At 62.3% G+C, this 23,712-nt stretch carries 24 protein-coding genes and 1 pseudogene; 22 read left to right on the forward strand and 3 right to left on the reverse strand.

The window, feature by feature from the left end:
- Positions 1-3 precede the first annotated feature (3 nt).
- The 16 genes from ACM6I6_RS00815 (at position 4) to ACM6I6_RS00890 (ending at position 14,725) form a co-directional block, all read left to right on the forward strand.
- Positions 4-714 (forward strand): NAD(P)H-dependent oxidoreductase, encoded by a 711-nt coding sequence (locus ACM6I6_RS00815; RefSeq protein WP_274075737.1) that lies wholly within the window; start codon positions 4-6, stop codon positions 712-714.
- A 478-nt stretch (positions 715-1,192) separates the two neighbouring features.
- Positions 1,193-2,539: an outer membrane beta-barrel protein gene (locus ACM6I6_RS00820; RefSeq protein WP_323609014.1), complete on the forward strand. Its 1,347-nt coding sequence runs from the start codon at positions 1,193-1,195 to the stop codon at positions 2,537-2,539.
- A gap of 87 nt (positions 2,540-2,626) precedes the next feature.
- On the forward strand, positions 2,627-3,937 hold the full coding sequence (locus ACM6I6_RS00825) for an ABC transporter substrate-binding protein (RefSeq protein ID WP_323626844.1): 1,311 nt from the start codon (positions 2,627-2,629) through the stop codon (positions 3,935-3,937).
- A gap of 25 nt (positions 3,938-3,962) precedes the next feature.
- Positions 3,963-4,688 carry an ABC transporter ATP-binding protein gene (locus ACM6I6_RS00830; protein WP_323609012.1) on the forward strand — a complete coding sequence of 242 codons (726 nt, stop codon included), beginning with the start codon at positions 3,963-3,965 and terminating at the stop codon, positions 4,686-4,688.
- A 3-nt stretch (positions 4,689-4,691) separates the two neighbouring features.
- The gene (locus ACM6I6_RS00835; RefSeq protein ID WP_323609011.1) at positions 4,692-5,384 is read left to right on the forward strand and encodes an ABC transporter ATP-binding protein; all 693 of its coding nucleotides are present in this window, start codon (positions 4,692-4,694) and stop codon (positions 5,382-5,384) included.
- A gap of 2 nt (positions 5,385-5,386) precedes the next feature.
- Positions 5,387-6,250 (forward strand): branched-chain amino acid ABC transporter permease, encoded by an 864-nt coding sequence (locus ACM6I6_RS00840; protein WP_323609010.1) that lies wholly within the window; start codon positions 5,387-5,389, stop codon positions 6,248-6,250.
- On the forward strand, positions 6,250-7,284 hold the full coding sequence (locus tag ACM6I6_RS00845; RefSeq protein ID WP_406590796.1) for a branched-chain amino acid ABC transporter permease: 1,035 nt from the start codon (positions 6,250-6,252) through the stop codon (positions 7,282-7,284). The genes ACM6I6_RS00840 and ACM6I6_RS00845 overlap by 1 nt, the downstream gene beginning before the upstream one ends.
- Before the next feature lie 97 nt (positions 7,285-7,381).
- Positions 7,382-8,311, forward strand: coding sequence for a LysR family transcriptional regulator (locus ACM6I6_RS00850; protein ID WP_323609007.1), 930 nt, complete (start codon positions 7,382-7,384; stop codon positions 8,309-8,311).
- A 154-nt stretch (positions 8,312-8,465) separates the two neighbouring features.
- Entirely contained in the window at positions 8,466-8,960 is a 495-nt protein-coding gene (locus ACM6I6_RS00855; RefSeq protein ID WP_323609006.1) for a hydroxyquinol 1,2-dioxygenase, read from the forward strand.
- Positions 8,961-9,004: 44 nt separating this feature from the next.
- Positions 9,005-10,024: a hydroxyquinol 1,2-dioxygenase gene (locus tag ACM6I6_RS00860; protein WP_323609005.1), complete on the forward strand. Its 1,020-nt coding sequence runs from the start codon at positions 9,005-9,007 to the stop codon at positions 10,022-10,024.
- Positions 10,025-10,114: 90 nt separating this feature from the next.
- Positions 10,115-11,578, forward strand: a complete 1,464-nt coding sequence (locus ACM6I6_RS00865) for an aldehyde dehydrogenase family protein (RefSeq protein ID WP_406590794.1) — start codon at positions 10,115-10,117, stop codon at positions 11,576-11,578.
- An 8-nt stretch (positions 11,579-11,586) separates the two neighbouring features.
- Positions 11,587-12,654, forward strand: coding sequence for a maleylacetate reductase (locus tag ACM6I6_RS00870; protein WP_414919248.1), 1,068 nt, complete (start codon positions 11,587-11,589; stop codon positions 12,652-12,654).
- A 38-nt stretch (positions 12,655-12,692) separates the two neighbouring features.
- Positions 12,693-13,565, forward strand: coding sequence for a dioxygenase (locus ACM6I6_RS00875; protein WP_414919249.1), 873 nt, complete (start codon positions 12,693-12,695; stop codon positions 13,563-13,565).
- Between the two features lie 3 nt (positions 13,566-13,568).
- Complete coding sequence (locus ACM6I6_RS00880; RefSeq protein ID WP_414919250.1) at positions 13,569-13,880, forward strand: YciI family protein; 312 nt, start codon at positions 13,569-13,571, stop codon at positions 13,878-13,880.
- Positions 13,881-13,882: 2 nt separating this feature from the next.
- Positions 13,883-14,230, forward strand: coding sequence for a Rieske (2Fe-2S) protein (locus tag ACM6I6_RS00885; protein ID WP_414919251.1), 348 nt, complete (start codon positions 13,883-13,885; stop codon positions 14,228-14,230).
- Positions 14,231-14,272: 42 nt separating this feature from the next.
- The gene (locus tag ACM6I6_RS00890) at positions 14,273-14,725 is read left to right on the forward strand and encodes a hypothetical protein (RefSeq protein WP_323626822.1); all 453 of its coding nucleotides are present in this window, start codon (positions 14,273-14,275) and stop codon (positions 14,723-14,725) included.
- 151 nt (positions 14,726-14,876) lie between these two features.
- Here the strand turns inward: ACM6I6_RS00890 and ACM6I6_RS00895 are convergent, their stop codons facing one another.
- From ACM6I6_RS00895 to ACM6I6_RS00905, 3 genes are read right to left on the reverse strand one after another with little or no spacing between them, the layout of a single operon-like run.
- Positions 14,877-15,914, reverse strand: a complete 1,038-nt coding sequence (locus ACM6I6_RS00895) for a DUF2955 domain-containing protein (RefSeq protein WP_414919252.1) — start codon at positions 15,912-15,914, stop codon at positions 14,877-14,879.
- On the reverse strand, positions 15,904-17,025 hold the full coding sequence (locus tag ACM6I6_RS00900) for an HlyD family secretion protein (protein WP_274075733.1): 1,122 nt from the start codon (positions 17,023-17,025) through the stop codon (positions 15,904-15,906). The genes ACM6I6_RS00895 and ACM6I6_RS00900 overlap by 11 nt, the downstream gene beginning before the upstream one ends.
- Positions 17,022-18,575, reverse strand: coding sequence for an efflux transporter outer membrane subunit (locus ACM6I6_RS00905; protein WP_414919253.1), 1,554 nt, complete (start codon positions 18,573-18,575; stop codon positions 17,022-17,024). Before ACM6I6_RS00905 ends, ACM6I6_RS00900 begins: the two co-directional genes overlap by 4 nt.
- 239 nt (positions 18,576-18,814) lie before the next feature.
- Here ACM6I6_RS00905 and ACM6I6_RS00910 point away from each other — a divergent pair.
- The 6 genes and pseudogenes from ACM6I6_RS00910 to ACM6I6_RS00935 form a co-directional block, all read left to right on the forward strand.
- Positions 18,815-19,462, forward strand: a pseudogene (locus ACM6I6_RS00910) (aminotransferase class I/II-fold pyridoxal phosphate-dependent enzyme); the annotation flags it as partial.
- A gap of 132 nt (positions 19,463-19,594) precedes the next feature.
- A complete protein-coding gene (locus ACM6I6_RS00915; protein ID WP_414919258.1) occupies positions 19,595-20,356 on the forward strand; it encodes an ABC transporter ATP-binding protein in 762 nt (253 codons plus the stop codon).
- 26 nt (positions 20,357-20,382) lie between these two features.
- Complete coding sequence (locus ACM6I6_RS00920; protein ID WP_274075730.1) at positions 20,383-21,165, forward strand: transporter substrate-binding domain-containing protein; 783 nt, start codon at positions 20,383-20,385, stop codon at positions 21,163-21,165.
- A 143-nt stretch (positions 21,166-21,308) separates the two neighbouring features.
- Complete coding sequence (locus ACM6I6_RS00925) at positions 21,309-22,022, forward strand: ABC transporter permease (RefSeq protein WP_414919254.1); 714 nt, start codon at positions 21,309-21,311, stop codon at positions 22,020-22,022.
- Between the two features lie 18 nt (positions 22,023-22,040).
- Entirely contained in the window at positions 22,041-22,739 is a 699-nt protein-coding gene (locus ACM6I6_RS00930; RefSeq protein ID WP_323608995.1) for an ABC transporter permease, read from the forward strand.
- Positions 22,739-23,710 (forward strand): DMT family transporter, encoded by a 972-nt coding sequence (locus ACM6I6_RS00935; RefSeq protein WP_274075727.1) that lies wholly within the window; start codon positions 22,739-22,741, stop codon positions 23,708-23,710. The genes ACM6I6_RS00930 and ACM6I6_RS00935 overlap by 1 nt, the downstream gene beginning before the upstream one ends.
- Positions 23,711-23,712: the final 2 nt, after the last annotated feature.

Here is a 23,712-nt window from a genome sequence, read left to right on the forward strand (position 1 = left end):
ACCATGAAAGTACTGATTGTCCACGCTCACCCAGAGCCCCAATCGTTCACCGCCGCCTTGCGCGACCAGGCGATTGCCACCCTCCAAGCCCAGGGCCACGAAGTGCAGGTCAGCGACCTGTACAAGATGAACTGGAACCCGGTGGCCAGCGCCGATGACTTCTCGTCCCGGGAAAATCCCGAGTACCTGGTCTACGCCCTGGAACAACGCCTGGGGGTGAAAAGCCAGTCCCTGGCCGCGGACATCCAGGCGGAACTGGACAAGCTGCTGTGGGCCGACCTGCTGATCCTCAACTTCCCGATCTTCTGGTTCTCCACCCCGGCGATACTCAAGGGCTGGATTGACCGGGTACTGGTATCCGGGATTTGCTATGGCGGCAAGCGTTTCTATGATCAGGGCGGGCTCGCCGGCAAAAAAGCGTTGGTCACAGTGACCTTGGGTGGCCGTGAACACATGTTCGGTGAAGAGGCGATCCATGGTCCGTTGGAGGACATGCTGCGGCCGATCCTGCGCGGGACGTTGGCCTATGTTGGCTTCGACGTGCTGGAACCATTCGTGGCCTGGCATGTGCCGTACATCAGCGACGAGGCGCGCCAGCAATTCCTTGCCGATTACGACCAGCGCCTGCAACAACTGAGCGACGATCAGCCCCTGGTGTTTCCGAAACTGTCGCAGTTCGACGAACAGCTGTATCCGCTGCCGTCGAAAGCCTGATCAGCGCCACAATACCTGTAGGAGCAAGCTTGCTCGCGATGAGGCCATCAGCTTCACCACCTGAGTTGACTGACCCGACGCCATCGCCAGCAGGCTGGCTCCCACAGTTTGATCTCCGTCGTACGCAAATCCTGCAGCCACCACAGATCCCCTGTGGGAGCCAGCCTGCTGGCGATGAGGTCATCAGCTTCACCACCTGAGTTGACTGACCCGACGCCATCGCCAGCAGGCTGGCTCCTACAGTTCGGTTGCGTTGGGTTCAAATCCCCGCAGCATTGTTCTGAATACGCAAACACTGAAGTCGCCGAGAATGGAATTGTTGGTGCAGTGGCGGGCTTGTAGCCTCCATTACGCCGAACACCACGATCCGCCAACGACCGGGTGGAGCTCCAGCCAGGGCTCATCAAGACGTCATACCTTGCTTTCGGCCTTACGCCCCTTCGGGGGGTTGGCTCCTATAAAAATAAGGAAGGCAGGTATGAGTATTCGTGCATGGGTCTGCGCAGCGACCCTGTTCGCGCCCGTTCCGGGTGGCGGCGTTTTGTTTCCCGCGACAGCCTTGGCGGCGGACGATCCGATGGGTTCGTTGGTACGCGGGGTGTTCGGTGACAGCCTTGAGCGCGAGCATGGCATCAAGATCTATGGCTGGGGCCAGGTCGGAGCGATCTACAACAACAACGGCACGGATGACGTCAGCAAGCAGAGCTTCTTCAATACCGACGAAGGCGTGAACCTCAATCAGTTCGCCCTTGCCGTGGAGAAGAAACCCAAGAGCAACGTGGTCGGCCGTGTGGGACCGTTTCCCGGGCCGATGCCGCAAGAGGCGGACTGGGGTTTCAACGTCACGGCGCTGTATGGCAAGGACGCACGCTTCTTCAAGACCTACGGCTGGGACGAAGATCTCAGCGTCAACCGCGATAACAAGGCCGAGGACGAAGCCTTCACATTCGCTCAAGCGTACGTCGACTTCTACTTCCCGGTGCTGGGCGGTTCGGACCTGATGATCGGGATCTTCCACACTCCGCTGGAAAACGAAATCGGCTTCGCCTTGCCGTCGCCTGCGCCGACCGACTTCTACTCGCACACCTATTCGTTCATGCACGGTCCAGCCAAACATGCCGGCGCGCTGTACTCGTTCAAACTGCCCTCGGAGCCGGGGCAAAGCATGCTGGGTTTCGAGCTCGGTGTGGTGCAAGGCTGGAACAACCTGCAGGACCCCAACCACGACCCGGACGTGATCGCCAACGTACGCTGGCGTTCGGCGGACTTCGGCACCTGGATAGACTGGGAAAACATCTACGGCAACGGCGCCGGCGACAGCTTCGCCGAATGCAGTTGTGGTTCGCCGCTGCCGGCCGGGACCAAGGATGACGACTACAAGCGCCTGGCGTCTTACTTGACCTTGTCGCAGGTGCTCGACCCGAACAACCGCGTGGCGCTGGAGCTGAATTACGGCACACAGGAGCAGGGCGCCTTCGCCGGGTTCGCCAACAAAGACGATGCAACCTGGTACGGCACCGACATTAACTGGTATCACAAAATCAGCGAAACCCTGATGTGGAACAGTCGCGCCGAATGGTTCTACACCGACGCCCCGGTGCACGTGATGATGGCCAACATCGACCCGGACACCGGGATTCCCGATCCGACCTGGGGCAGTTTCTACGGCGTTACCACCAACCTGGCGTGGACGCCGACACCGAATGTGCGCCTGCGTCCGGAACTGCGCTACGACATCCATTCCGGCCCCGGTCGCGATGCCTACGCCGATGGGGAAAAGGACTCGCAAGTGGTGGCGTCCTTCGACGTCAGCTTCTTCTTCTAAACCGACTCTTTCGCTTGACCCTGACCCCTGCGTGATGGCTCTGCCCCCACGCTGCGACCCTGTTCGTCCGGGCTTTTGGAGTTCTACATGACAGACAACAACGATAAAAACCTGTTTGGCCGCGACTTTTCCCGCCGTGCTTTCCTGCGCAGCACCGGTATTGCCGCCGGTGGTGTGGCCTTGGCCAGTATGCCGTTCAACTTCGCCATCGGCAGTGAGCGGGTGATCAAGCTCGGCTACGTCAGCCCGCAGACCGGTCCGCTGGCACCGTTTGCCGCCGCCGACAACTACATCATCGAATCGCTCAAGCAAGTGTTGAAGAACACGGTCAATGTGGGCGGCAAGGCGTACCGGTTGGAAGTTATCGTCAAGGACAGCCAGTCCAACCCCAACCGTGCGGCGGAGGTGGCGAGCGAGCTGATCCTGTCCGATCAGGTCGACTTGATGCTGGTGTCGTCAACCCCGGAAACCACCAATCCCGTGTCCGATCAATGCGAAATCAACGAGATTCCGTGTATTTCCACGGTGGCGCCATGGCAGCCGTGGTTTTTCACCCGGGGTGGCAAGCCTGATCAGGGCTTCGAGTGGACCTACCACTTTTTCTGGGGCCTTGAAGATGTGATCGGCGCCTACAGTTCGATGTGGGGCGCGATGCCGTCGAACAAAGTGGTCGGCGGCCTGTTTCCCAATGATGGCGACGGCAATGCCTGGGGCGACCAGAAGCTCGGCTTCCCACCGGTGCTGGCGCAAAAGGGTTTCCAACTGGTTGATCCCGGTCGCTTCCAGAGCCTGACCGACGACTTCTCGGCGCAGATCGCCGCGTTCAAAAAAGCTGATGTCGAGATAATCACCGGGGTGGTGATTCCACCGGACCTCAGCACCTTCTGGACCCAGGCACGCCAGCAGGGCTTCAAGCCCAAAGCGGTCTCGGTGGGCAAGGCGTTGCTGTTTCCCACCGCGGTCGATGCGCTGGGCAAGGCCGGCAACAACCTGTCGACGGAAATCTGGTGGAGCCCGACGCACCCGTTCAGCTCTTCATTGACCGGTGCCAGTGCCGGACAACTGGCCCAAGGGTTCACCCAGGCCACCGGCAAACAATGGACGCAACCGCTGGGCTTCGTGCATGCATTGTTCGAACTGGCGGTGGACATCCTCAAGCGCACCGAGGAAGTCGGTAACGCACATGCCGTTCGTGATGCCTTGCTCAAGACCAATCTCAATACCGTGGTCGGGCCGATCAACTGGAACGGCGGGCCGGTGAAGAACGTCGCCAAGACGCCGCTGGTCAGCGGCCAATGGCGCCTGGGCAACGACAACAAATACGACCTGATCGTGACCAGCAATGCCACTGCGCCGGCGATCCCGCTGGGCGGCGAGATGCAGGCCATTACGTATTGATCGCGGTAAAAGCAACGGGTGCACCATGCAACAACCACTTCTGCAAATGACCGATGTGCACAAAAGCTACGGCTCGGTGAAGGTCACGGACGCCATGGACCTGACCCTGCAACCGGGAGAAGCCCTGGGCATCATCGGCCCCAACGGCGCGGGTAAAAGCACGCTGTTCAACCTGATCGCCGGTGGCGTGGCAGCCGATAAGGGCACGATCCATTTCGAAGGCCGCAACGTCACCCGGGTACCGGTGTTCAAGCGTTGCCAACAGGGCATTGGCCGTTCCCACCAGATCCCGCACCCGTTCGTGAAAATGACCGTGTTCGAGAACCTGCTGGTGGGTGCGACCTTTGGCGCGCAGTTGCGTGACAAGGCGGCCAGCCAATGGTGCGCGCAAACGCTGGAACTGACGGGCTTGATGCGCAAGGCCAACGTGCTGGCCGGTTCGCTGACACTGCTGGACCGCAAACGCCTGGAAATGGCCCGCGCCTTGTCGACGCAGCCACGCCTGTTGTTGCTGGATGAAATCGCTGGCGGCCTGACCGAACCGGAATGCCTGGCACTGGTGGAAACCATCCAGGGCATCCACAAATCCGGGGTCGCCATTATCTGGATCGAGCACATCGTGCATGCCTTGCTCGCGGTGGTCAGTCGCCTGACCGTGATCAACTTCGGCGCCAAACTGGCCGAAGGCGAGCCGCGCAGCGTGATGGCCGACCCTCGGGTCCAGGAGATCTACATGGGTATCGGGAGTTGACGCATGCTGACCATTGAAAAACTCTGCGCCGGCTACGGCGACTTTCAAGCGCTGTTCGACATCAGCCTGACCCTGGAGCAGGGGGAAACCGTGGCGATCATCGGTTCCAACGGCGCCGGCAAATCGACGTTCCTGCGCTCGCTGGCGGGGCTGATCAAAAACCAGCCCGGCGCCATCACCTTCAAGGGGCAGGCCATTGGTGACATGGCGGCCAATCAGGTGCTGGAGCGCGGCATTGCCCTGGTGCCGGAAGGACGCAAGCTGTTCCCGTCGCTGAGCGTCGAAGAAAACCTGTTGATCGGCGCCTACAGCAAACGCCCGGGACCGTGGACGCTGAAGCGCATCTATCAGCTGTTCCCGGTGCTGGAAAAATTGCGCAAGCGTCCAGGCACAGCGTTGTCCGGCGGTCAGCAGCAAATGGTCGCGATCGGCCGGGGCTTGATGGCCAACCCGCACTTGCTGTTGTGCGACGAGATCAGCCTGGGCCTGGCGCCGACCACGATCAAGGACATCTACGCCGCGCTGCCGTCGATCAAGGCCGACGGCACCACGGTGATTCTCGTCGAGCAGGACATCAATCAGGCATTGAGTGTCTGCGATCGCTTCTATTGCTTCCAGGAAGGGCGCGTGTCCCTGACCGGGCGCCCAGGGGATGCGGACAAAGCGCAAATCAAAGCCGCGTATTTCGGGATCTAGATATGGAATGGCTCAATACTTTGCTGCAAGGCATGTTGCTCGGCGGACTGTACGCGATGTTCGCGGTGGGGCTGTCGTTGATGTTCGGCATCATGCGCCTGGTCAATATCGCCCACGGTGACTTCATCGTTCTCGCGTCGTACCTGGCGCTGGTGGTGGTCAACCATCTGGGCTTCAGCCCGCTGGCGAGCCTGCTGATCGTGGTGCCGCTGATGTTCTGTTTCGGTTATCTGCTGCAACGGCTGTTGCTCAACCGCACCCTGGGCACGGACATCCTGCCGCCCCTGCTGGTGACCTTTGGCTTGTCGATCATCGTGCAGAACCTGCTGCTGGAATTTTTCAGCGCCGACAGCCAGAAACTGTCCCAGGGCGAACTGGAAGTCGCCAGTGTCGGTTTCGGCAGCCTGAGCGTGGGCGTCATGCCGCTGATCGTGTTTGGCAGTGCCTTGCTGATCATTGGCGGCCTGCAATTGCTGTTCTACAAAACCGCACTGGGCCGGGCGTTCCGGGCCACCTCCGATGACCAGCACACCGCACGGCTGATGGGCGTCAACAACGCGCATATCTTCGGTCTGGCCATGGCGCTGGCGATGGCGGTGGTGTCTATTGCCGGGGTGTTCCTGGCGATCCGTACCAGTTTCGACCCGACGGTGGGGCCGGCGCGGCTGTTATACGGTTTCGAAGCGGTGATCATCGGCGGGTTGGGCAGCTTGTGGGGCACCCTGGCCGGCGGGGTGATTCTCGGTGTGGCCCAGGCCGTGGGCGCCAAAATCGATCCGGGCTGGCAGATCCTTGCCGGTCACCTGGTGTTTCTGCTGATCCTGGTCGTGCGTCCGCGTGGCCTGTTTCCACGGAGTGTCGACTGATGAATGCCTTGAATAATCCGGCGCTGGCCTGGCGCGTGCAACGCACCACCACCAGCAGCACGATTGGTTTGTCCTTGCTGGGGCTGTGTGTGCTGGTGCTGTTCAGTGCGCCACTTTGGGCGGATCGCGCCAGCCTGCGTCTGGTGGTGGAGTTCGCGTATTACCTGGCGCTGGCGCAGATGTGGAACCTGTTGGCGGGTTACGCCGGCATGGTCTCGGTCGGGCAGCAGGCGTTCGTCGGCTTGGGGGGCTATCTGTTGTTCATGCTCGCCAGCCAGTTCGGTGTTCCGCCATTGTTCGCGGTTTTGCTCTCCGGGGTACTGGTGGCGCTGCTGGCAATTCCCACGGCGCTGATCGTGTTTCGCCTGCGTGGTGCCTATTTCGCCATTGGCACTTGGGTGGTAGCTGAAGTGTTTCGCCTGGGGCTGGCGCAGATGAGCAGTCTTGGCGGCGGCTCGGGGCAAAGTCTGCCGGCGGCGATCGTGCGGCAGATCGGCAATGACCGGGACGGTCGCGAGACGCTGATCTACTTCACCGCACTGGCAATTGCGATTGCCGCCATGGCGGTGGTGTTCTTCCTGCTGCGTTCGCGACAGGGGTTGGCACTGGCGTCGATCCGCGATTCCGAGCCGGCATCCGGCAGCCTTGGGGTCGATACGTTCCGCACCAAGCTGATGGTGTACGTGCTGGCCGCTGGTTGTACGGGGGTGGTCGGCGCGCTGATCTTCCTGCAAAAACTGCGGATTTCCCCGGACGCCGCGTTCAACCTGCAGGACTGGACCGCGGTGGTGATTTTCATTGTGATCATCGGCGGCATCGGCACTCTGGAAGGGCCTTTGATCGGCACGCTGATCTATTTTGCGTTGCGCGGATGCCTGGCGCAGTACGGCGCGGTGTACATGATTATTCTCGGGGTGGTTGCGGTGGTGATGATGCTCAAGGCTCCGCAAGGAGTGTGGGGATTGATCAGCGAACGCCTGGGCTGGCAGGTTTTCCCGATGCAGCGACGGTTGACCGTGCAATCCCGGCCATAGCGTGCAGTCCGGAGTGTGGAGTGCGAGGTACCGACAGGCTAACCTCGCTGTTCCTATAAGAACAATTTCTGTAGGCATTCTCCAGGAACCATGCCCCATGGATCGTTTACTCAGTGTCGAAGCCTTCGTGCGGGTTGCCGAAACCGGCAACTTCGCCAGGGCGGCCCAGCAGCTGGGCGTGACCCGTTCGGTCATCACCCATCGCATCCAGCAGCTGGAGCAGTTCATCAATGCGCCGCTGTTCCATCGCAGCACCCGCCATGTACGGCTCTCCGAAGTGGGGGAGACGTACTACAAGGAGTGCGCGGACATGGTCGCGAGTTTCAACTCGCTGACCGAGCACATGCGCGAACTGCGCGCCAAACCCACCGGCAAGCTGCGGGTGCAGATGCTGCCCGGTTTTGCCATCGGCCATTTTGGCCGCATGCTGGCCGAGTTCACGCGGCTTTACCCGGACATTGAAGTAGACGTCATCGTCAACGACCGGGTGGTGGACCCGATCGAAGAAGGCTTTGATGTGGCGTTCCAGATGTTCCCGCCGATGGCGGAAACCCTGATCGAGCGCAAATTGTTCAGCGTTCGCCGCTTGTTCTGCATGTCCCCCGATTACGCCAGCGAGTTCGGCGTGCCGACCCATCCCCAGGAACTGCTGCAACACAAGATCGCCCTGTATGAGGGTTATCCGTCGCGCAACCGCTGGCTGTTCAACCGCGAAGACGAGCAGGTGGAACTGAGCCTGCCGGGTCAGGTGCGCTCAAACTCGGTGCATCTGTTGCGTGATTACGCCCAGACTGGCGTGTGTATTGTCTGCTTGCCGACGCTGGTGGCCAGTGACGACCTGCTCAGCGGGCGGCTGATTCCGGTGCTGCCCGAATACGCGTTGTCCTCCTTCAATTTCTCCGCGGTGTATCCCGCCACCCAACGCCGGGCCTTGAAAGTCCGTACGTTGATCGACTTCCTGGTGGAGAACTTCGGCGATGAGCCATGCTGGGACAAGCCCTTGCTCGAACGCGGCTGGATCCGTTGAGTCACACCAAACCTGTGGGAGCGAGCTTGCTCCCACAATGACCCCAGTGTTTGCGTTTCGCGAACACTGTTGTCGCTGACTCTCTAATTGTTCCCGCAAGGCCTCAGACGTACTGTTGCCTCACTGTTACTACAACAACAAAACGGTGAAAACCATGAGTAGCGCGGCAATCGAAACGGTCTTCGGCTCGCTGGACAAGTACACCAAGGGATCGGTTGAAATCATCAGCGGCCAGGCCAGTCACTACGCCTTTTCCAACGTGTTCGAAGTGGCGGAACAATCCCGGCCTTATGAAAAGGTCGTGGTGGGTCTCAACCTCGGCTACGTCATCGAAACCCTGCGCGCGGAAGGCCAGTCGCCCTGGTACACCGCTGCGCACGACGAATTCGCCATCGTCATGGACGGTGAAGTGCGGGTGGATTTCCTCAAGCTCGATGCGCCATTGATGGCAGGCGAGGGCACGCAACTGGCCGGTGATGTGCCGGCGGGCAAACCCATGGGTTACGTCCTGCTCAAGCGCGGCCATCAGTGCCTGCTGCCGGTGGGCACGGCCTATCGCTTCGAAGCCAGTCGCCCGGGCGTGATCCTGCAGCAGACGATCAAGGGCCCGTTGTCGGTCGAGAAGTGGGCCGACATCTGCCTGAAGTGATCTGCCCAGCCGACCCCGCCAACAAAAACAAGAGGAACTCTGTCATGGCCATGCTTGAAACCGCAGCCCTTACCCCACTGTTTGCCGATGAAGACGTCCAGGCCAGCGCCGCCGACGTCGTCACCGGCTACCGCGCTTTCAAACTCGGCGCCTTCGAGCTGTCGCGCGACGAGTATTTCGCCCGTATCACCTGGCCCGCCAAAGGTCAGACCCGTTCCCATCTGATTCCGGTCGATGCCTTCCTGCGAGCCTTGATGCGCGACGTGGCCTGGGGCTTTTTCTACGGCTGGGTCAACTTCGACCACGTCATCGGCACCCGCAACTACTACGGCAAGGTCGACCTGTACGCCGGCACCTTCAATGGAACGCTCAAGGCGGCAGGGGTCAACTACACAGAAAACTTCGAGACGCCGCTGATCATGGCGACGTTCAAGGCGATCCTGCGCGACTGGACCAACGCCACCTTCGACCCGTTCGCCGCCCCGGAAGAAACCGGCAGCGCCTTCGGTCGCAAGAACGGCAACAACATCGAAGCCATCGAACGCTTTCGCATCGCCACCAAACGCATGCCCGGCCTGCCGGATGACTCGCCGCTGCGCAACGATCTGCCGGTCAACCGCCAGTTCATCGACGTGCCCCAGGACGAGCCGGAAATCCACGCCGCCGAAGGTTTCGAAGGCCAGCTGCATGCCTTCAACCTGCACAAGTACCTGTCGCGCTCCGACGTGACCTGGAACCCCTCGGTGACCTCGGTGTGCAAGGCCAGCCTGTTCTGCCCGACCACCGAAGAATTCATCCTGCCGGTGTTCCATGGCAATGACCGGATCGAGTGGTTCCTGCAGCTGTCGGACGAGATCATCTGGGATGTCGGCGACAAGGACGACGGCAACCCCCGTGCGCGCATCACCATGCGGGCCGGCGACATCTGCGCCATGCCCGCCGACATTCGCCACCAGGGCTATTCGACCAAGCGCTCGATGCTGCTGGTCTGGGAAAACGCCACGCCGAACCTGCCGCAACGCTACGAAAGCGGCGAGCTCAAGCCGTACCCGATCGAATTCTAAGACCTCGTGCGTGGCCCGGCATCGCCCCGGGCCACGCGCTCAGCCATCCAGTCAGCCACTGCGCCTTAGGCGCGGTGCGAGGAAACCCTTATGCAAAATCAGCTCTATATCGATGGCCGCTTCGTTGATGCGCTCGCCGGCGGCACCATCGACGTCGTGTCGCCCCATGACGGCTCGTTGATCACCCGCATCGCCGCCGCCGAAACCGCCGACGTCGACCTCGCGGTGGCCGCCGCCAAACGCGCGTTCCCGGCGTGGTCGGCGCTGGGCGCTGCCGAGCGTGGACGCCTGTTGCTGAAACTGGCGGACAGGATCGAGGAATGCAGCGAAGAACTGGCGCAGCTGGAATCCCTCAACACTGGGCACCCGATCCGCGATTCCCGTGGCCTGGATGTACCGCGCACCGCTGCGTGCTTCCGCTACTTCGGTGGCATGGCCGACAAGATCGAAGGCACGGTGATTCCGGTCGAAGCCGGGTTCCTCAATTACGTGCAGCGCAAGCCGATTGGCGTGGTCGGGCAGATCGTGCCGTGGAATTTTCCGCTGATGTTCACCAGCTGGAAGATGGGCCCGGCGCTGGCGGCGGGGAACACCGTCGTCATCAAGCCCTCGGAAATCACACCGCTGTCGACCTTGCGCATTGTCGAGTTGATGACCGAGGTCGGCTTCCCCAAAGGCGTCGTCAACGTCGTGCCGGGCTACGGCCATACCGCGGGCCAGGCGTTGGCGGAACACCTCGACGTCGGCAAGATTGCCTTTACCGGCTCGACCGCGACCGGTCGGCGCATTGTCGAAGCCTCCAAAGGCAACCTCAAGCGCATCCAGTTGGAGCTGGGCGGCAAGGGGGCGAACATTGTGTTTGCAGACGCCAATCTGGAAGCGGCGGTCAACGGCGCTGCCTGGGCGATCTTCCACAACCAGGGCCAGGCCTGCATCGCCGGTTCGCGGCTGATTCTGCACAAAGACATCGCGGACCAGTTCCTCGAGCGTTTCATCGCCCTGGCCAAGTCGATTCGCCTGGGCGACCCGATGGACCCGGACACCGAAATGGGCCCTCTGACTTCGGCCCTGCACCGCGACCGTGTCATGGCGTACATCGACATCGCCATCGAACAGGGCGGCAAGGTTCTCGCTGGCGGCAAGGCACCGGACGACCCGGCGCTGGCCAAGGGCTTTTATGTCGAGCCGACCGTGGTCGAGGCCAAGCCCGGTGATCGCGTGTGCCAGGAAGAAGTCTTCGGCCCGTTCGTTACCGTGGTGCGTTTCAGCACCGACGAAGAAGCGCTGGCCATCGCCAACAGCACCGAGTACGGACTGGGCAGTGGCCTGTGGACACAGAACCTGAGCCGTGCGCACAAGATGGCCGACGCCATCCATGCCGGCATGTGCTGGATCAACTGCTACAAACGCGTCAGCCCGGGCAGCCCGTTCGGCGGCGTCGGCCAATCCGGTTATGGCCGGGAAATGGGTTTCGAAGCGATCCACGACTACACCGAAGCACGCTCGGTATGGGTCAACGTCGACGCAAAAATCCCGCCACATTTCAAGCGTTGAGGCCGGCCATGAATCCTTTTGTCTACCAAAGCCTGCCGACCCGTGTGGTGTTCGGCTGGGGCAAGCTCTCGGCGCTGGCTGAAGAAATCGAACGGCTGGGAGCCCGTCGGGCGCTGATCCTCACCACGCCGGAACAGCACGGCCTGGGCGAGCGCGTCGCGGCGTTGCTCGGTGATCGCGCCGCGGGTGTTTATCCGCATGCGGTGATGCACGTGCCGCTGGAAGTGGCGCAAGCGGCACGCGTCGAAGCGGCGCGCCTGGATGCCGATTGCTGCGTGGCCATTGGCGGTGGCTCGACCATTGGCCTGGGCAAGGCGATTGCCATGGATTCGGGGCTGCCGATCGTTGCGGTGCCGACCACCTACGCAGGCTCCGAGATGACGCCGATCTACGGCCTGACCGAAAATCGCCTGAAGAAAACCGGACGCGACCCTCGGGTCCTGCCGAAAACCGTGATCTACGACCCGCAATTGACCCTAACCCTGCCGGCGCAGATCTCCGCCTGTTCGGGCATGAACGCCATGGCCCACGCGGTGGAAGCGCTGTACGCCGAGGACGCCAATCCGATCGTCGGTTTCATGGCCGAGGAGTCCATCCGCTCGCTGGCCCAGGCCTTGCCCGGCGTGGTCAATGATCCCAACGATCCTCACGCTCGCAGCCAAGCCTTGTATGGCGCCTGGCTGGCGGGCATTTGCCTGGGCTCGGTGGGCATGGCCTTGCACCACAAGCTCTGCCACACCCTGGGCGGCACCTTCAATCTGCCCCACGCCCAGGCCCACGCCATCGTGCTGCCCCATGCCGCGCATTACAACCGCGAAGCGGCCGCCGAGCCGTTGCAACGCGCCGCGCGCGCCCTGGGTGGTAGCTCGGCCAGTGAGGTGGGTGCATTGTTGTATGCACTCAACCAGAAGCTGGGCATTCCATTGGCACTGGCGGACATCGGCCTACCGCCAAACGGTCCGGCCGAGGCTGCAAAAATTGCCTGTGCCAGCCCTTATTACAATCCACGGCCGTTTGAACAAGGCCCGATCGAAGCACTGCTGACCCGCGCATTGAATGGCCAGGCGCCAGCCTGACCCCAGCAGCGCAGCCAGCCCATGTCGGAACAAGAACAATGACCGATCAAGACAAAGTGGTAGAAAAACTGATTTCCGAGCAGGCCGTGAACAGCTTCGCCGACGCCCCGGATGCCCGCTACAAACAGATCATGCAAAGCCTGGTCCGGCACCTGCACGCATTTGTCAGCGAGGTCGAACTGACCGAACAGGAGTGGTTCGAGGGCATTCGCTTCCTGACTGCAACCGGCCAAAAATGCGATGGCCTGGTGCGCCAGGAATTCATTCTGTTGTCGGATACCCTCGGCGTGTCGATGCTGGTCGACGCGATCAACCATCGACACAGCGCCACTGCCACCGAAACCACGGTGTTCGGGCCGTTCTACATCGAAGGCATGCCCGAGCGCGCATTCGGCGAAAACATGGCCTTCACCCCGGGCGAGACGGCGCTGGTGCGCGGTCGGGTGGTCGACACCCAGGGCAATGCCTTGGCCGGTGCGGTGCTGGACGTGTGGCAGACCGCCGAAAACGGCATGTATTCGGGCCAGGACAGCGAACAGCCGTTCGGCAACCTGCGCGGTCGTTATCGTACCGACGCTGACGGCTGCTTTGCGATTCGCACCATTGTCCCGGTGGCCTACCCGATCCCCACCGATGGCCCGGTTGGACGCATGCTCAATGCCGCTAATCGGCATGCCTGGCGACCGGCGCACCTGCATTTCATGGTCGAGGTGCCGGGGTATCGCAAACTGGTGACCCACCTCTTCAATCACGACGATCCGTACTTGGGGTCCGACGCGGTGTTCGGCGTGAAGCAGTCATTGCAAGTGATCTATGAAGACCGCACCGCTCACGATGAAGTGTCCGCACGCCTGGGTATGCCATTGCCGTTCAAGCGCGCGTGTTATGAATTCGTCATGGAAGCCGGGTGAAGCATGGGCCAGTTTTTTGCGGTATTCGCCACCGACCACCCGGATTCCCTGGCCTTGCGCCAGCGCCTGCGGCCCAGCCACCAGGCGCATCTGCGGGCGACCGATACCCACCGGGTGGTGGTACGCCTGGGCGGTCCGACCCTCGATGATGTCGGCGCGGCAATGAACGGCACGCTGCTGGTGATCGAAGCCGGCAGCCTGGCGGAGGTGGAAGCCTTCATCAAGGACGATCCCTACGTCCAGGCCGGGCTTTTCGCGAGCATCCAGATACGCCCCTGGCACTGGAGCCTCGGCAACCCGGAACTGCGTGGCTGACCATGACCCTCATCACCTTGTGCCAACGGGAAGACATCGCCGACTGTGGCGCCCTGGGCCTGCCTCAGCACCAGCACCTGCATCCCGCCGGCCTCGTTGCGGTGCGCCAGGGCGAGCAGGTGTGGGTGTACATCAACCGCTGCCCGCATTTTTCCGTGCCGCTGGACTATCGCCCGCAGGAGTTCTGCACCTATCGCGGCAAGGTGCTGATGTGCGCGCATCACAGCGCGATGTTTCGATTTGAAGACGGGCACTGTATCGATGGACCGTGTAAAGGTGCGAGGCTGGAACCGGTACCGGTGCGCTGGGTGGAAAACAGCCTGGTCATGGAGGTGGACGAGGAGGGCTGAACTACACTCTTTCGGGTGAATCACGCCCATCAGGAGATCATCATGAAAAGGTTGTCACCCATCGGCCTGTGCGTCGCACTGTCGTTATTCAGTGCCCAGGGATGGACCCAGACGGTAGTACCGCTGAAGGGCCAGACTTCGCAACAGACCCAACTGGATATCAATGAATGCAACAGCATCGCCGCCAGTAGTGCATCGACCACCTCGACACCCTCGGGCGGACGGTTGAAGGGCGCCGCGGTGGGCGCTGCGGCCGGTGCGGCCGGGGCCCAGGTGCGCGGGCGTCAGCATGACGAGTTTTATGATCGAGTCGATGACGATAACAAGCAGGACTACCGACAGGACCGCGCCAAGCAAACGGCGGCGGCAGGTGTTGTGGTCGGCGGTTCGCGCCAGCGCCAGGAGCGCCGGGAGCAGGAGAAAACCAACGCCGCGACCACTTCGACGGCGTATACCAGTTGCTTGCAGGGCAAGGGGTATCAGGTGAATCCCTGAATCTGGTTCCTATCAATTTTCATCAAAAATGCAAAACCCTGTGGGAGCGAGCTTGCTCCGGGCGGCGTTTCGACGATAGCGGACTGTCAGTTATCGCAGTGTTAACTGTGCCACCGTCATCGCGAGCAAGCTCGCTCCCACAAGGGTCGCTTTATATGATCGGCACTGGCCCCTGCGACTGGTTTTTCTCCCGCTGATCCAGCAAATACACCATCAGGCAGGCATACAGCGTCACGGCGATGAACAACCCCATGCGCACCGCAAAGGCGGTGTAGACGTCCTTGCCCGCCAGGCTGTCCTGCACCGATTGCCCGAGCAGGATAATCAGGGTGACCAAGGTGTTGAGCCAGAAGCCCGGGCTAAACCGCCCCGGGCTCAAGCCATAGAGCTTGCGCGCCAGGATCAGGGCGAACAGCAGCATCCACAGGAAGAACATCCACAGGTGCACAAAGACCGTCAGTGCGCTCCAGAACGCAATGGCCAACAGGCCGCCCAGCAAGGTCGAGCCAATCAGCTCGCGGGCGGCATCGCGGGCGTTGGTGGTGGAGCTCTGCTGGCCCAGGCTCACGGCCTTGAGCACGATCGGCATGTAGCTGGCGGGGTCGATCAGGGCCAGCAGAAACGTCGGCATTACGATCAGGGTTGCGCGTAACGCCACCCGGTCGACGTTTTCAGTGGATAGAGCCGGGGCGGGTGGGGGCGTCGGGGTATTGGCCGGTTCGGGGAACAGCCAGTGACTCACCCTACCGATCAGGACCGCCAGGAGCAAGCCGCTGGTCAGCGCCTTGATCACCGTCGCCGCCAGGCCGAAGTCGGCGACTCCGGCTGCGGGGATCATGGTCAGGCCGATCACCAGGAAGGTCACCACCAGGTTGTTGCCGCCCCGTTGGCCGTAGCGAAAGACCATCAGCAGGCCGAGGCCGATCAACAGCACGCCGCTGAAGGCGTAATAACGCAGCAGGGGGATCAGCAGCAGGCCGATGCCGGTGGTCAGCATCGCAGTCAGTGCAAGCACCAGGGTGGCCTTGAACGGCAACGGGCGATTGATGCTGACCAGCAACAATGCCCCCAGCACCGGTGCCAGGAACGGGATCGGCATCCCCAGGCCAAAACTCACTGCCAGGCACAGCGCAGTGCCACAGGCCAGGCGCAGCGCGCGCTGCACCCTCGGCGAACGCTTAGTAGGCATACGACAGCCAGCTCATCAGCCACAGGAACAACCGGCCCAGTGGATTGAGCACGTTGCCTTCGGAAGGGAAGGCCATGACTTCGGCCTGGCCACCGGAGCGGATCGCGCGGTTGTCCTTGAGCATCGACAAGGATTCGGCCGAGAACTCGATGATCACCGGAAAACGCTGGGCGGGGCGCAGCCAATCACGGCTGTTCTGCACCGTCGGCAGGCTGCCGGGAGCGGCCGGGGTGCCCACGCTGACCCCGTAGCCGACGCTGCGCACGCGGCCCTGGAACACTTCGCCGGGCAGCGCATCGAGGGCAATGGACACCGGGGTCTCGGGCCTGACCAGGGCGAGGTTGTTCTCGGTCATGTCGGCGCTGATCCACACATCGTGGATTGCAATCAGGGTCATGACCGGGTTGCCGGCCGCGGCGAACTGGCCGACGTCGGTGCGCAGGTCGGTGATCAACCCGGCCGAACGGGCGCGGATCTGCGTGTTGGAAAGATCCAGTTCGGCTTTCGACAGGGCAGTGGCGGCGCTGCGCAGCAGGGCGTTGTCCTCCTCTTTGCCACCTTCCTGCTCCTTCGCACGCTGGACTTCAGCGCGGGCAGCGGCGACCTGGCTGGTGGCCGCTTCGCGGGCGGCGCGGGAAACCTCCAGCAGGCGCACGGAAACGGTCCCGGGGTCTTCACGGTACAAGCCTTCAAGCCGCTGGTTATCCTGCTTCGCCTTGAGTTCGTTGGCTTGTGCCGCGCGCAGACTGGCTTGGGCCGAGGCGATACCGGCGGTGCTGGCACCGATCTGCCGGCGGGTGGATTCCAAGTCGGCACGCGCACGGTCAACGGCGATCTGGTAGGGCTGCGGGTCCACCTCGAAAATCACCTCGCCAGCCTTCACGTCCTGGTTATTGCGCACATTGACGCGGATCACCCGGCCGGCGACTTCCGCCGCCACCGGAATCACGAACGCGCCCACCCGTGCCTGCTGGGTGTACGGTGTGAAACGGTCAGCCAACAGGTACCAGGCCAGGCTGAAAACGATCAGCAGTAACACCCACTTGATGCCTTTTTTCGCGGGATCGGCGGCAGGCTGCGCTGGCTGAGGGGAGGGCGCGGCTTCAGTCATGGTTTTTTCACCTGATTGGGCAAGGGGGAGGCAGGCTGCTCAGCCGGTGGATCGTTGAGCAGGTCGCCCCAGTCAGTCCGTTGTTCCATTTGCTGGCGCGTGGCGGCATCGACCCTGGGCTGGGCGCTGTACCAACCGCCGCCCAACGCCTTGTACAGGGCAATCACATTGCTCACCGCATCGCCACGGCTGACCAGGTAATTGTCCTGGAGTTCGAGCAGCGCGCGCTGGGCGTCCAGCACCCGCTGGAAGTCCGAATAACCTTCGCGGTACAGCGTGTTGGCCAGGGCCAGCGAACGTTGTGCGGCGCTTTCGGCCTCGCGCAGGATGCGTTCGCGCTGCAGGGAGCGGGTCAGGCCGTTGGCGGCGTCATCCGCTTCGCGTGCAGCCTGGCGCACCTTGTCGCGATAGGCTTCGATCAATTGCTGCAAGCGCGCATCCTGCACGCGTATGTTGTTGGCGATGCGGCCATAGTCGAACACGTTCCAGCGCAGGCTCGGCCCGCCAATCAGGTCGAGGCTGCGGGAGGTTGCGCTCAAGGAGTCGGTGGACCAGACGATGCTGCCCAGCAACGTCAGGGCCGGGTAGTAATCGGTTTCGGCCACCCCGACCAGCGCCGACTGCGCCGCGACATTCAGCTCGGCTGCGCGCACATCGGGCCGGCGCAGCAGCAGGTTGGCCGGCACATCCTGCAGCACGGCGCGATCCACCAGCGGGATCAACCGGGTGTTGTCGACCACCAGTGGCAGCGCACCGGGCGCCTGGCCGATCAACACGGCCAACGCATTGCGGGTGCGATGGAGCTGATCTTCCAGAAGGGGGATGGTGCTCAACGTGCCCAGGTATTGGGTCTTGGCTTGTTGCAGGTCGAGTTCGGCGTTCTGGCCGCTGTTGAACAGCTTCTCGGTGATCTCGTAGTTGCGATGTTGCTGCTTGGCGTTTGCATTGGCGACGCGCAGGCGCGCCTCGGTGGTGCGCAGGAAAAAATAGCTGTCGGCGACTTGCGCCCGCAGCAGGACCAGCACGTCGTCGTAGTTGGCTTCAGACGCGAAATAGCTGGCATCGGCGGCTTCGATGGCACGGGCGAAGCGACCCCAGAAGTCCAGCTCCCAACCGACATCGAACCCGGCGCTGTGTTGCCATAAATGGCTGTCCACCGGGTTATCCCCGCCGGACTGATGGCGGTCGATGTACACGCTGTCAGCGGCGATCTGTTGCAGCTGCGGGTAGCGCCCGCTCTCGGCGATGCCCAATTGTGCGCGGGCTTCCATCACCCGCAGGCCGGCGATCTTCAGGCTGGAGTTGTGCGCGTCCGACTCGGCAATCAGGCGGTCGAGCACCGGGTCGGCGAAGATCTGCCACCACTGGCGGATGTCCGGGTACTGCGCGCGTTGACTGGCGTGTTCAAGGGCCGGGGTGTTCCAGTGGTCGACCCAGGGTTCGCCGGGCGGCTGGAAGTCCGGACCCAGCCGAACGCACCCGCCAAGGACCGCTACCCCAAGCAGCAGCAGTCGACCATGCCGCATCCGTGTGGATGTACCTGATTGCATTGGGTGTTTTCCAACCAAAGGACATCACAGCAGCATAGCCGTCTGTATGCCTTCTGCATGGGCCTGGAGAGTCGGTACGCAAAAACGTCGCGACTGTCGCAAAAACGACCTGTTTACGCTGAACGCGAACCTTCAACAGTTTTCTGTTGAACGAGTGTTCAGCTTGGACTATGTTCGTTCCACCTTCTCTCCCGGCTGGTTGCGGGCTTGCGTTTCTTCATATTGAACGAGGCACTGGCATGCGGTTTTCACCCTTTGTTGAGCGGACGCCCGGTGTTGGCACCGCGGATTTCATCACCGATGCCGCTCTTGATGTGCCTGCTGAAGGTGACACACACAACAGCGAATCTACCGACCGACTTGCCTTGCGCGAAGCGCTTGCCGACCACTACGGCAAGCAGCTCAATCGAGAGCCGAAGACCGCGAGCGTGATCACGCTGGACGGGGCGCAGAACGCCTTGTTTGTCACGTCGATGTGCCTGCTGGCCGCAGGTGACGAGGTGATTGTCCTCGATCCGATGGTCCTGACCTGTGAGGCGTCGCTCAAGGCCTGCGGCGTCAAGCTGGTGCAGGTGGCGATCTCGGCGGAAGCCACAGCGCTGGCCAAGGCGATTACCCCGCGGACCCGGGCGATTTTCCTGTCCGGCCCGAAGCGCAACCCTGAAGCCTTGCAAGCCATCGCCGGACTCGCCATCGCCCATGACCTGTGGGTGGTGATCGACGAGGTCCATGACGACCTGACGCTGCAGCACCCGCATCTGAGTCTCGCGGCAGCGCCGGGCATGGCCGAGCGTTGCGTGGTGATCGGCAGCCTGGCGAAATCCCACCCGATGGCCGATTGGGCCATGGCCTGGATCGTCGCTGATCCCGCCCTGGTCGCGCATGCCGAGTCCCTGGTATTGGCCAAGGCCTCCCAGCGTATCCGCGATTTTGTCCAGGCGTTGCAAGCGCCAGCACCCAAGCCTGTGATCAGCCGCGTGTCGAGCGAACCGGTCAGGGAGCCGGTCACTGCGCGAACCATGATCGAAGTCGACCGCCTGCACAAACGTTTTGGCAACATCGAGGTGCTCAAGGGCGTGTCCCTGACGGCCCGCGAAGGCGAGGTGATCTCGCTGATCGGCGCCAGCGGCTCGGGCAAAAGCACGTTGCTGCGCTGCATCAACATGCTCGAAGTGCCGGACCAGGGGCGCATCCTGGTGGACGGCGAAAGCATTCACCTGAACCACACCCGCCCCGGCGCACCGCTGGTGGCTGACGCCAAACAGCTGGTGCGCATCCGCTCGAGCCTGGGCATGGTATTCCAGAACTTCAACCTCTGGCCCCATCGCACGGTGCTGGAAAACCTCATCGAAGCGCCGACCCAGGTCCTTCGTGAGAGCAAGGCGGAGGCCACCGAACGTGCCGAAGCCTTGCTCGATCGGGTGGGCCTTGCGGCCAAGCGCAACGAATATCCGGCGTTTCTCTCCGGGGGACAGCAACAACGGGTGGCCATCGCCCGGGCCCTGGCCATGCGGCCCAAGGTCATGCTGTTCGATGAACCCACCTCGGCACTCGACCCGGAACTGGTCGGGGAAGTGCTGCGGGTGATCCGCTCTCTCGCCGAAGAAGGTCGGACCATGATCCTGGTAACCCATGAAATGGCCTTTGCCCGCGATGTCTCGTCCAAAGTCGCCTTTCTGCATCAAGGGTTGATCGAGGAAACCGGTTCGCCGGACGAAGTGTTCGTACACCCACGCAGCGAGCGTTGCCGGCAATTCGTCAACGCTCATCAAACTCGCTAACACCAATAAAAAGACGGGAAAACACCATGGGAAATCGACGTTTTGCACACTGGTTGACCGGCGCCGGCTGTTTGCTGCTGGCCGCCATGAGTTCGGCACAAGCCCAGCCGATCCGCTTCGCGGTCGCCGCCGAACCCTATCCGCCGTACACCGAGAAACAGGCCAACGGCGAGTGGAAGGGCTTTGAAGTGGACCTGATCCACAAGCTGTGCAGCGAAATGAAAGCCGAGTGCGAGATCAAGGAAGTGGCGTGGGACGGGATCATTCCGTCGCTGCTGGCGAAGAAGATCGACGTGATCTTTTCCTCGATGTCGGTGACCCAGGAGCGGGAAAAACAGATCGCCTTCAGCAAGGCGTACTACGACTCGGTCATCGCCGTGGTCGGTCCCAAGGACGCTTCGGTGAAGAAGTACCCGGACGACCTCAAGGGCAAGACCATCGGCGTGCAGAACTCCACGGTCAGCGCCAGCTACCTGAAGACCTACTACGAAAAAATCGCCGACGTGAAGTACTACGACACCCAGGACTCGGCCAACGCCGACCTGATCGCCGGGCGCCTCGACCTGATGATGGCCGACGGCACCGCCATGGCCGCCTTCGTCAAGACCCCCGACGCCAAGGACCTGGCCTACCTCGGCGCCGTGCCGTACGACCCGATCTTCGGCAAGGGCGTGGGTGCCGGCCTGCGCAAGGATGACACCGAGCTCAAGGCCAAACTCGACAAGGCCATCCAGGAGCTGCTGGCGAGCAAGGACTATGACGATCTGTCCCAGAGCTACTTCGGCACGAGCGTGAAGCCGGCGTTCTGATTTGCCGGATCTGTACACAGACCCTGTGGGAGCCAGCCTGCTGGCGATGAGGGCATTACAGTCGACATCGATGTTGACTGAACCACCGCTATCGCGAGCAGGCTCGCTCCCACAAGGGATCGCGTGCGCCACTGGAGACTCAAATGCCAGCAATGTTCGATTTGATCAGTTTCAGCGAGCAGGGATGGGGCACGGCGCTGCTCAAGGGCCTGTGGATGACCCTGCAGATCTCCGCCGGGGCCTTCGTGGTCGGGCTGGCCATCGGCCTGGTGGTGGCCTGTCTCAAGTTGGGCGGACCAAGACCCGTTGCAGCGCTGGCTCGCGGCTACACGACCTTGTTCCGCGCGGTGCCGGAGCTGTTGCTGATCCTGTTGCTGTACTACGTCGGCTCCATGCTGCTCAACTCGCTGATGGCAACCCTGGGTTACGACGCGGTGAATGTCAGCGGGCCGCTGGCGGCGATCGTGGTGCTGGGCCTGGTACAGGGCGCCTACGCGTCGGAGATTTTCCGGGCGGCGATCCAGGCCATTCCCTTCGGCCAGATCGAAGCGGCGAAAGCCTTCGGCCTGCACGGTTTCGGCCTGTTTCGGCGCGTCACGCTGCCGATCATGGCGCCCTACGCGATGGCGGGGATGGCCAACCTGTGGATCAACCTGATCAAGGACAGCGCCCTGATCAGCGTGGTCGGCACCAACGAGCTGTTGTACACCGCCCGGCAAGGGGCGGGTTCGACGCGTCATTACCTGTTGTTCTACCTCACGACCGCGGCGCTGTACTACGCGGTGACGCTGGCGTCCAACTACCTGTCGGGACGGCTCGAGCGACGCATTCGTCGCTGGATGCCTCTTGCTGACTAAATCGGCAGAGAGAATGAAATGATTCCAGCGTGGATAGTTGAATACGCGTCGCTGCTGGTCCGAGGGCTGCAGACGACCCTTTTGATCCTGGTGATTTCCAGTGTGTTCGGTTTTGTCCTGGCGGTGCTGGTGGCGCTGGCGCGGATCTCGAAGAACAAGGTCATCGCCAAGCTCAGCCTGTTCTACACCAGCGTGACCCGCGGCACCCCCTTGCTGATCCAGATCTACATTTTCTACTACGGCCTGGGCAGCCTGTTTGCGCAGTTCCCGCTGATTCGCGGCAGTTTCCTCTGGCCGTACCTGCGTGACGGCTATTGGTACATCGTGTTCGCCCTGGTGGTGTCGGTGGGGGCCTATGTCGGCGAAGTGATCCGCGGTGGCCTGCTGGCGGTGCCCAAAGGCGAAATGGAAGCGGCTTCGGCGTTTGGCATGACCCCGCGCCAGACCCTGTTGCGGGTGCGCTTGCCCCGGGCACTGCGCCTGCTGTTGCCGACGCTGGCCGGGGAAACCGTGATGCTGCTCAAATCCACGGCCCTGGCCTCGACCATTGCCGTGATCGATCTGTTGGGCGCGGCCAACGTGGTGCGCGCGCAAACCCTGCAAGTGTATGAGCCGTTGCTGCTGGTGGCCGGTGTCTACGTGTGCCTGACGTTCCTGATCGAGGCGCTGTTCGCCTTCTTCGAGCGCCGTGGCACCCCGGTTCGCAGGTCCGCCTGATGAAAAGCACGCCAATGGTTGACCGCTCCTTGCAAGGCATTGGCCTGTGCACCCTGGGCTACGCGTTCCTGTCCTTGCAGGACGCCGGCATCAAGTGGCTGGTGGCCGATTATTCGGTGTTCACCATCCTGTTCTGGCGCGCCCTGGTGGTGGTGCTCGCCTGTTTGCTGATCGGGCGCCTGCAACTGGTGCGGCGTGCCTGGCGCTCGTCCAGCCGGCGGCTGCTGGTGGTGCGCGGCCTACTGTCGATCGCGGCCTGGCTGCTGTACTACACGGCGGCCCGCGACCTGACCCTGGCGGAGATGACCACCCTGTATTTCTCGGCGCCAATCATGGTCACGGTGCTGGCGACGGCGATTCTCAAGGAACGGGTCAACGGCTGGCAGTGGTTCACCCTGATCATCGGGTTTATCGGGGTGGTGATCGCCTGTCGCCCGAGCAACATGGCCGATCCGCTGCCCATTGTCCTGACGCTGCTGGCGGCGATGTGCTGGGCGTTCACCTATATCCAGTTGCGCCAGGTCGATGAGCAGACCTCGGTGCTGGAGCAGATGCTGATCACCAATGTGGTGTTTGTGATTTGCATGGCGCTGGCGTTGCCCTGGACCCACACCCCGGCACCGGTTCCAGCCTGGCTGGGCATGCTCGGCGCCGGCCTGATGGGCGGCATCGGCCAGTTCCTGCTGTTCGCCAGTTTCCAGCGCGCCACCGCGACCGTGCTGGCGCCGTTCGAGTACACCGGGCTGATCTGGGCCTTCCTGCTGTCGAGCCTGATCTGGGGCACGCTGATGGATGTGTCGTTGATGATCGGCGCCGGGTTGATCGCAGTCAGCGGCACCCTGGCGATGATTTTCGGTCGGCACCCGTCGCAGGACGTCGTCGGCGCCGAATGTTCCGTGTCGCAACCCCTTTATCCCGAAGCGGACGAGATCAAGCCCGATGGCGGCCGGACGGGTGTCGCGGATCAATGACA

Origin of the sequence: Pseudomonas sp. IT-P218 (genome assembly GCF_949767605.1) — a bacterium.
GTDB classification, from domain to species: Bacteria; Pseudomonadota; Gammaproteobacteria; order Pseudomonadales; family Pseudomonadaceae; genus Aquipseudomonas; species Aquipseudomonas putida_AE.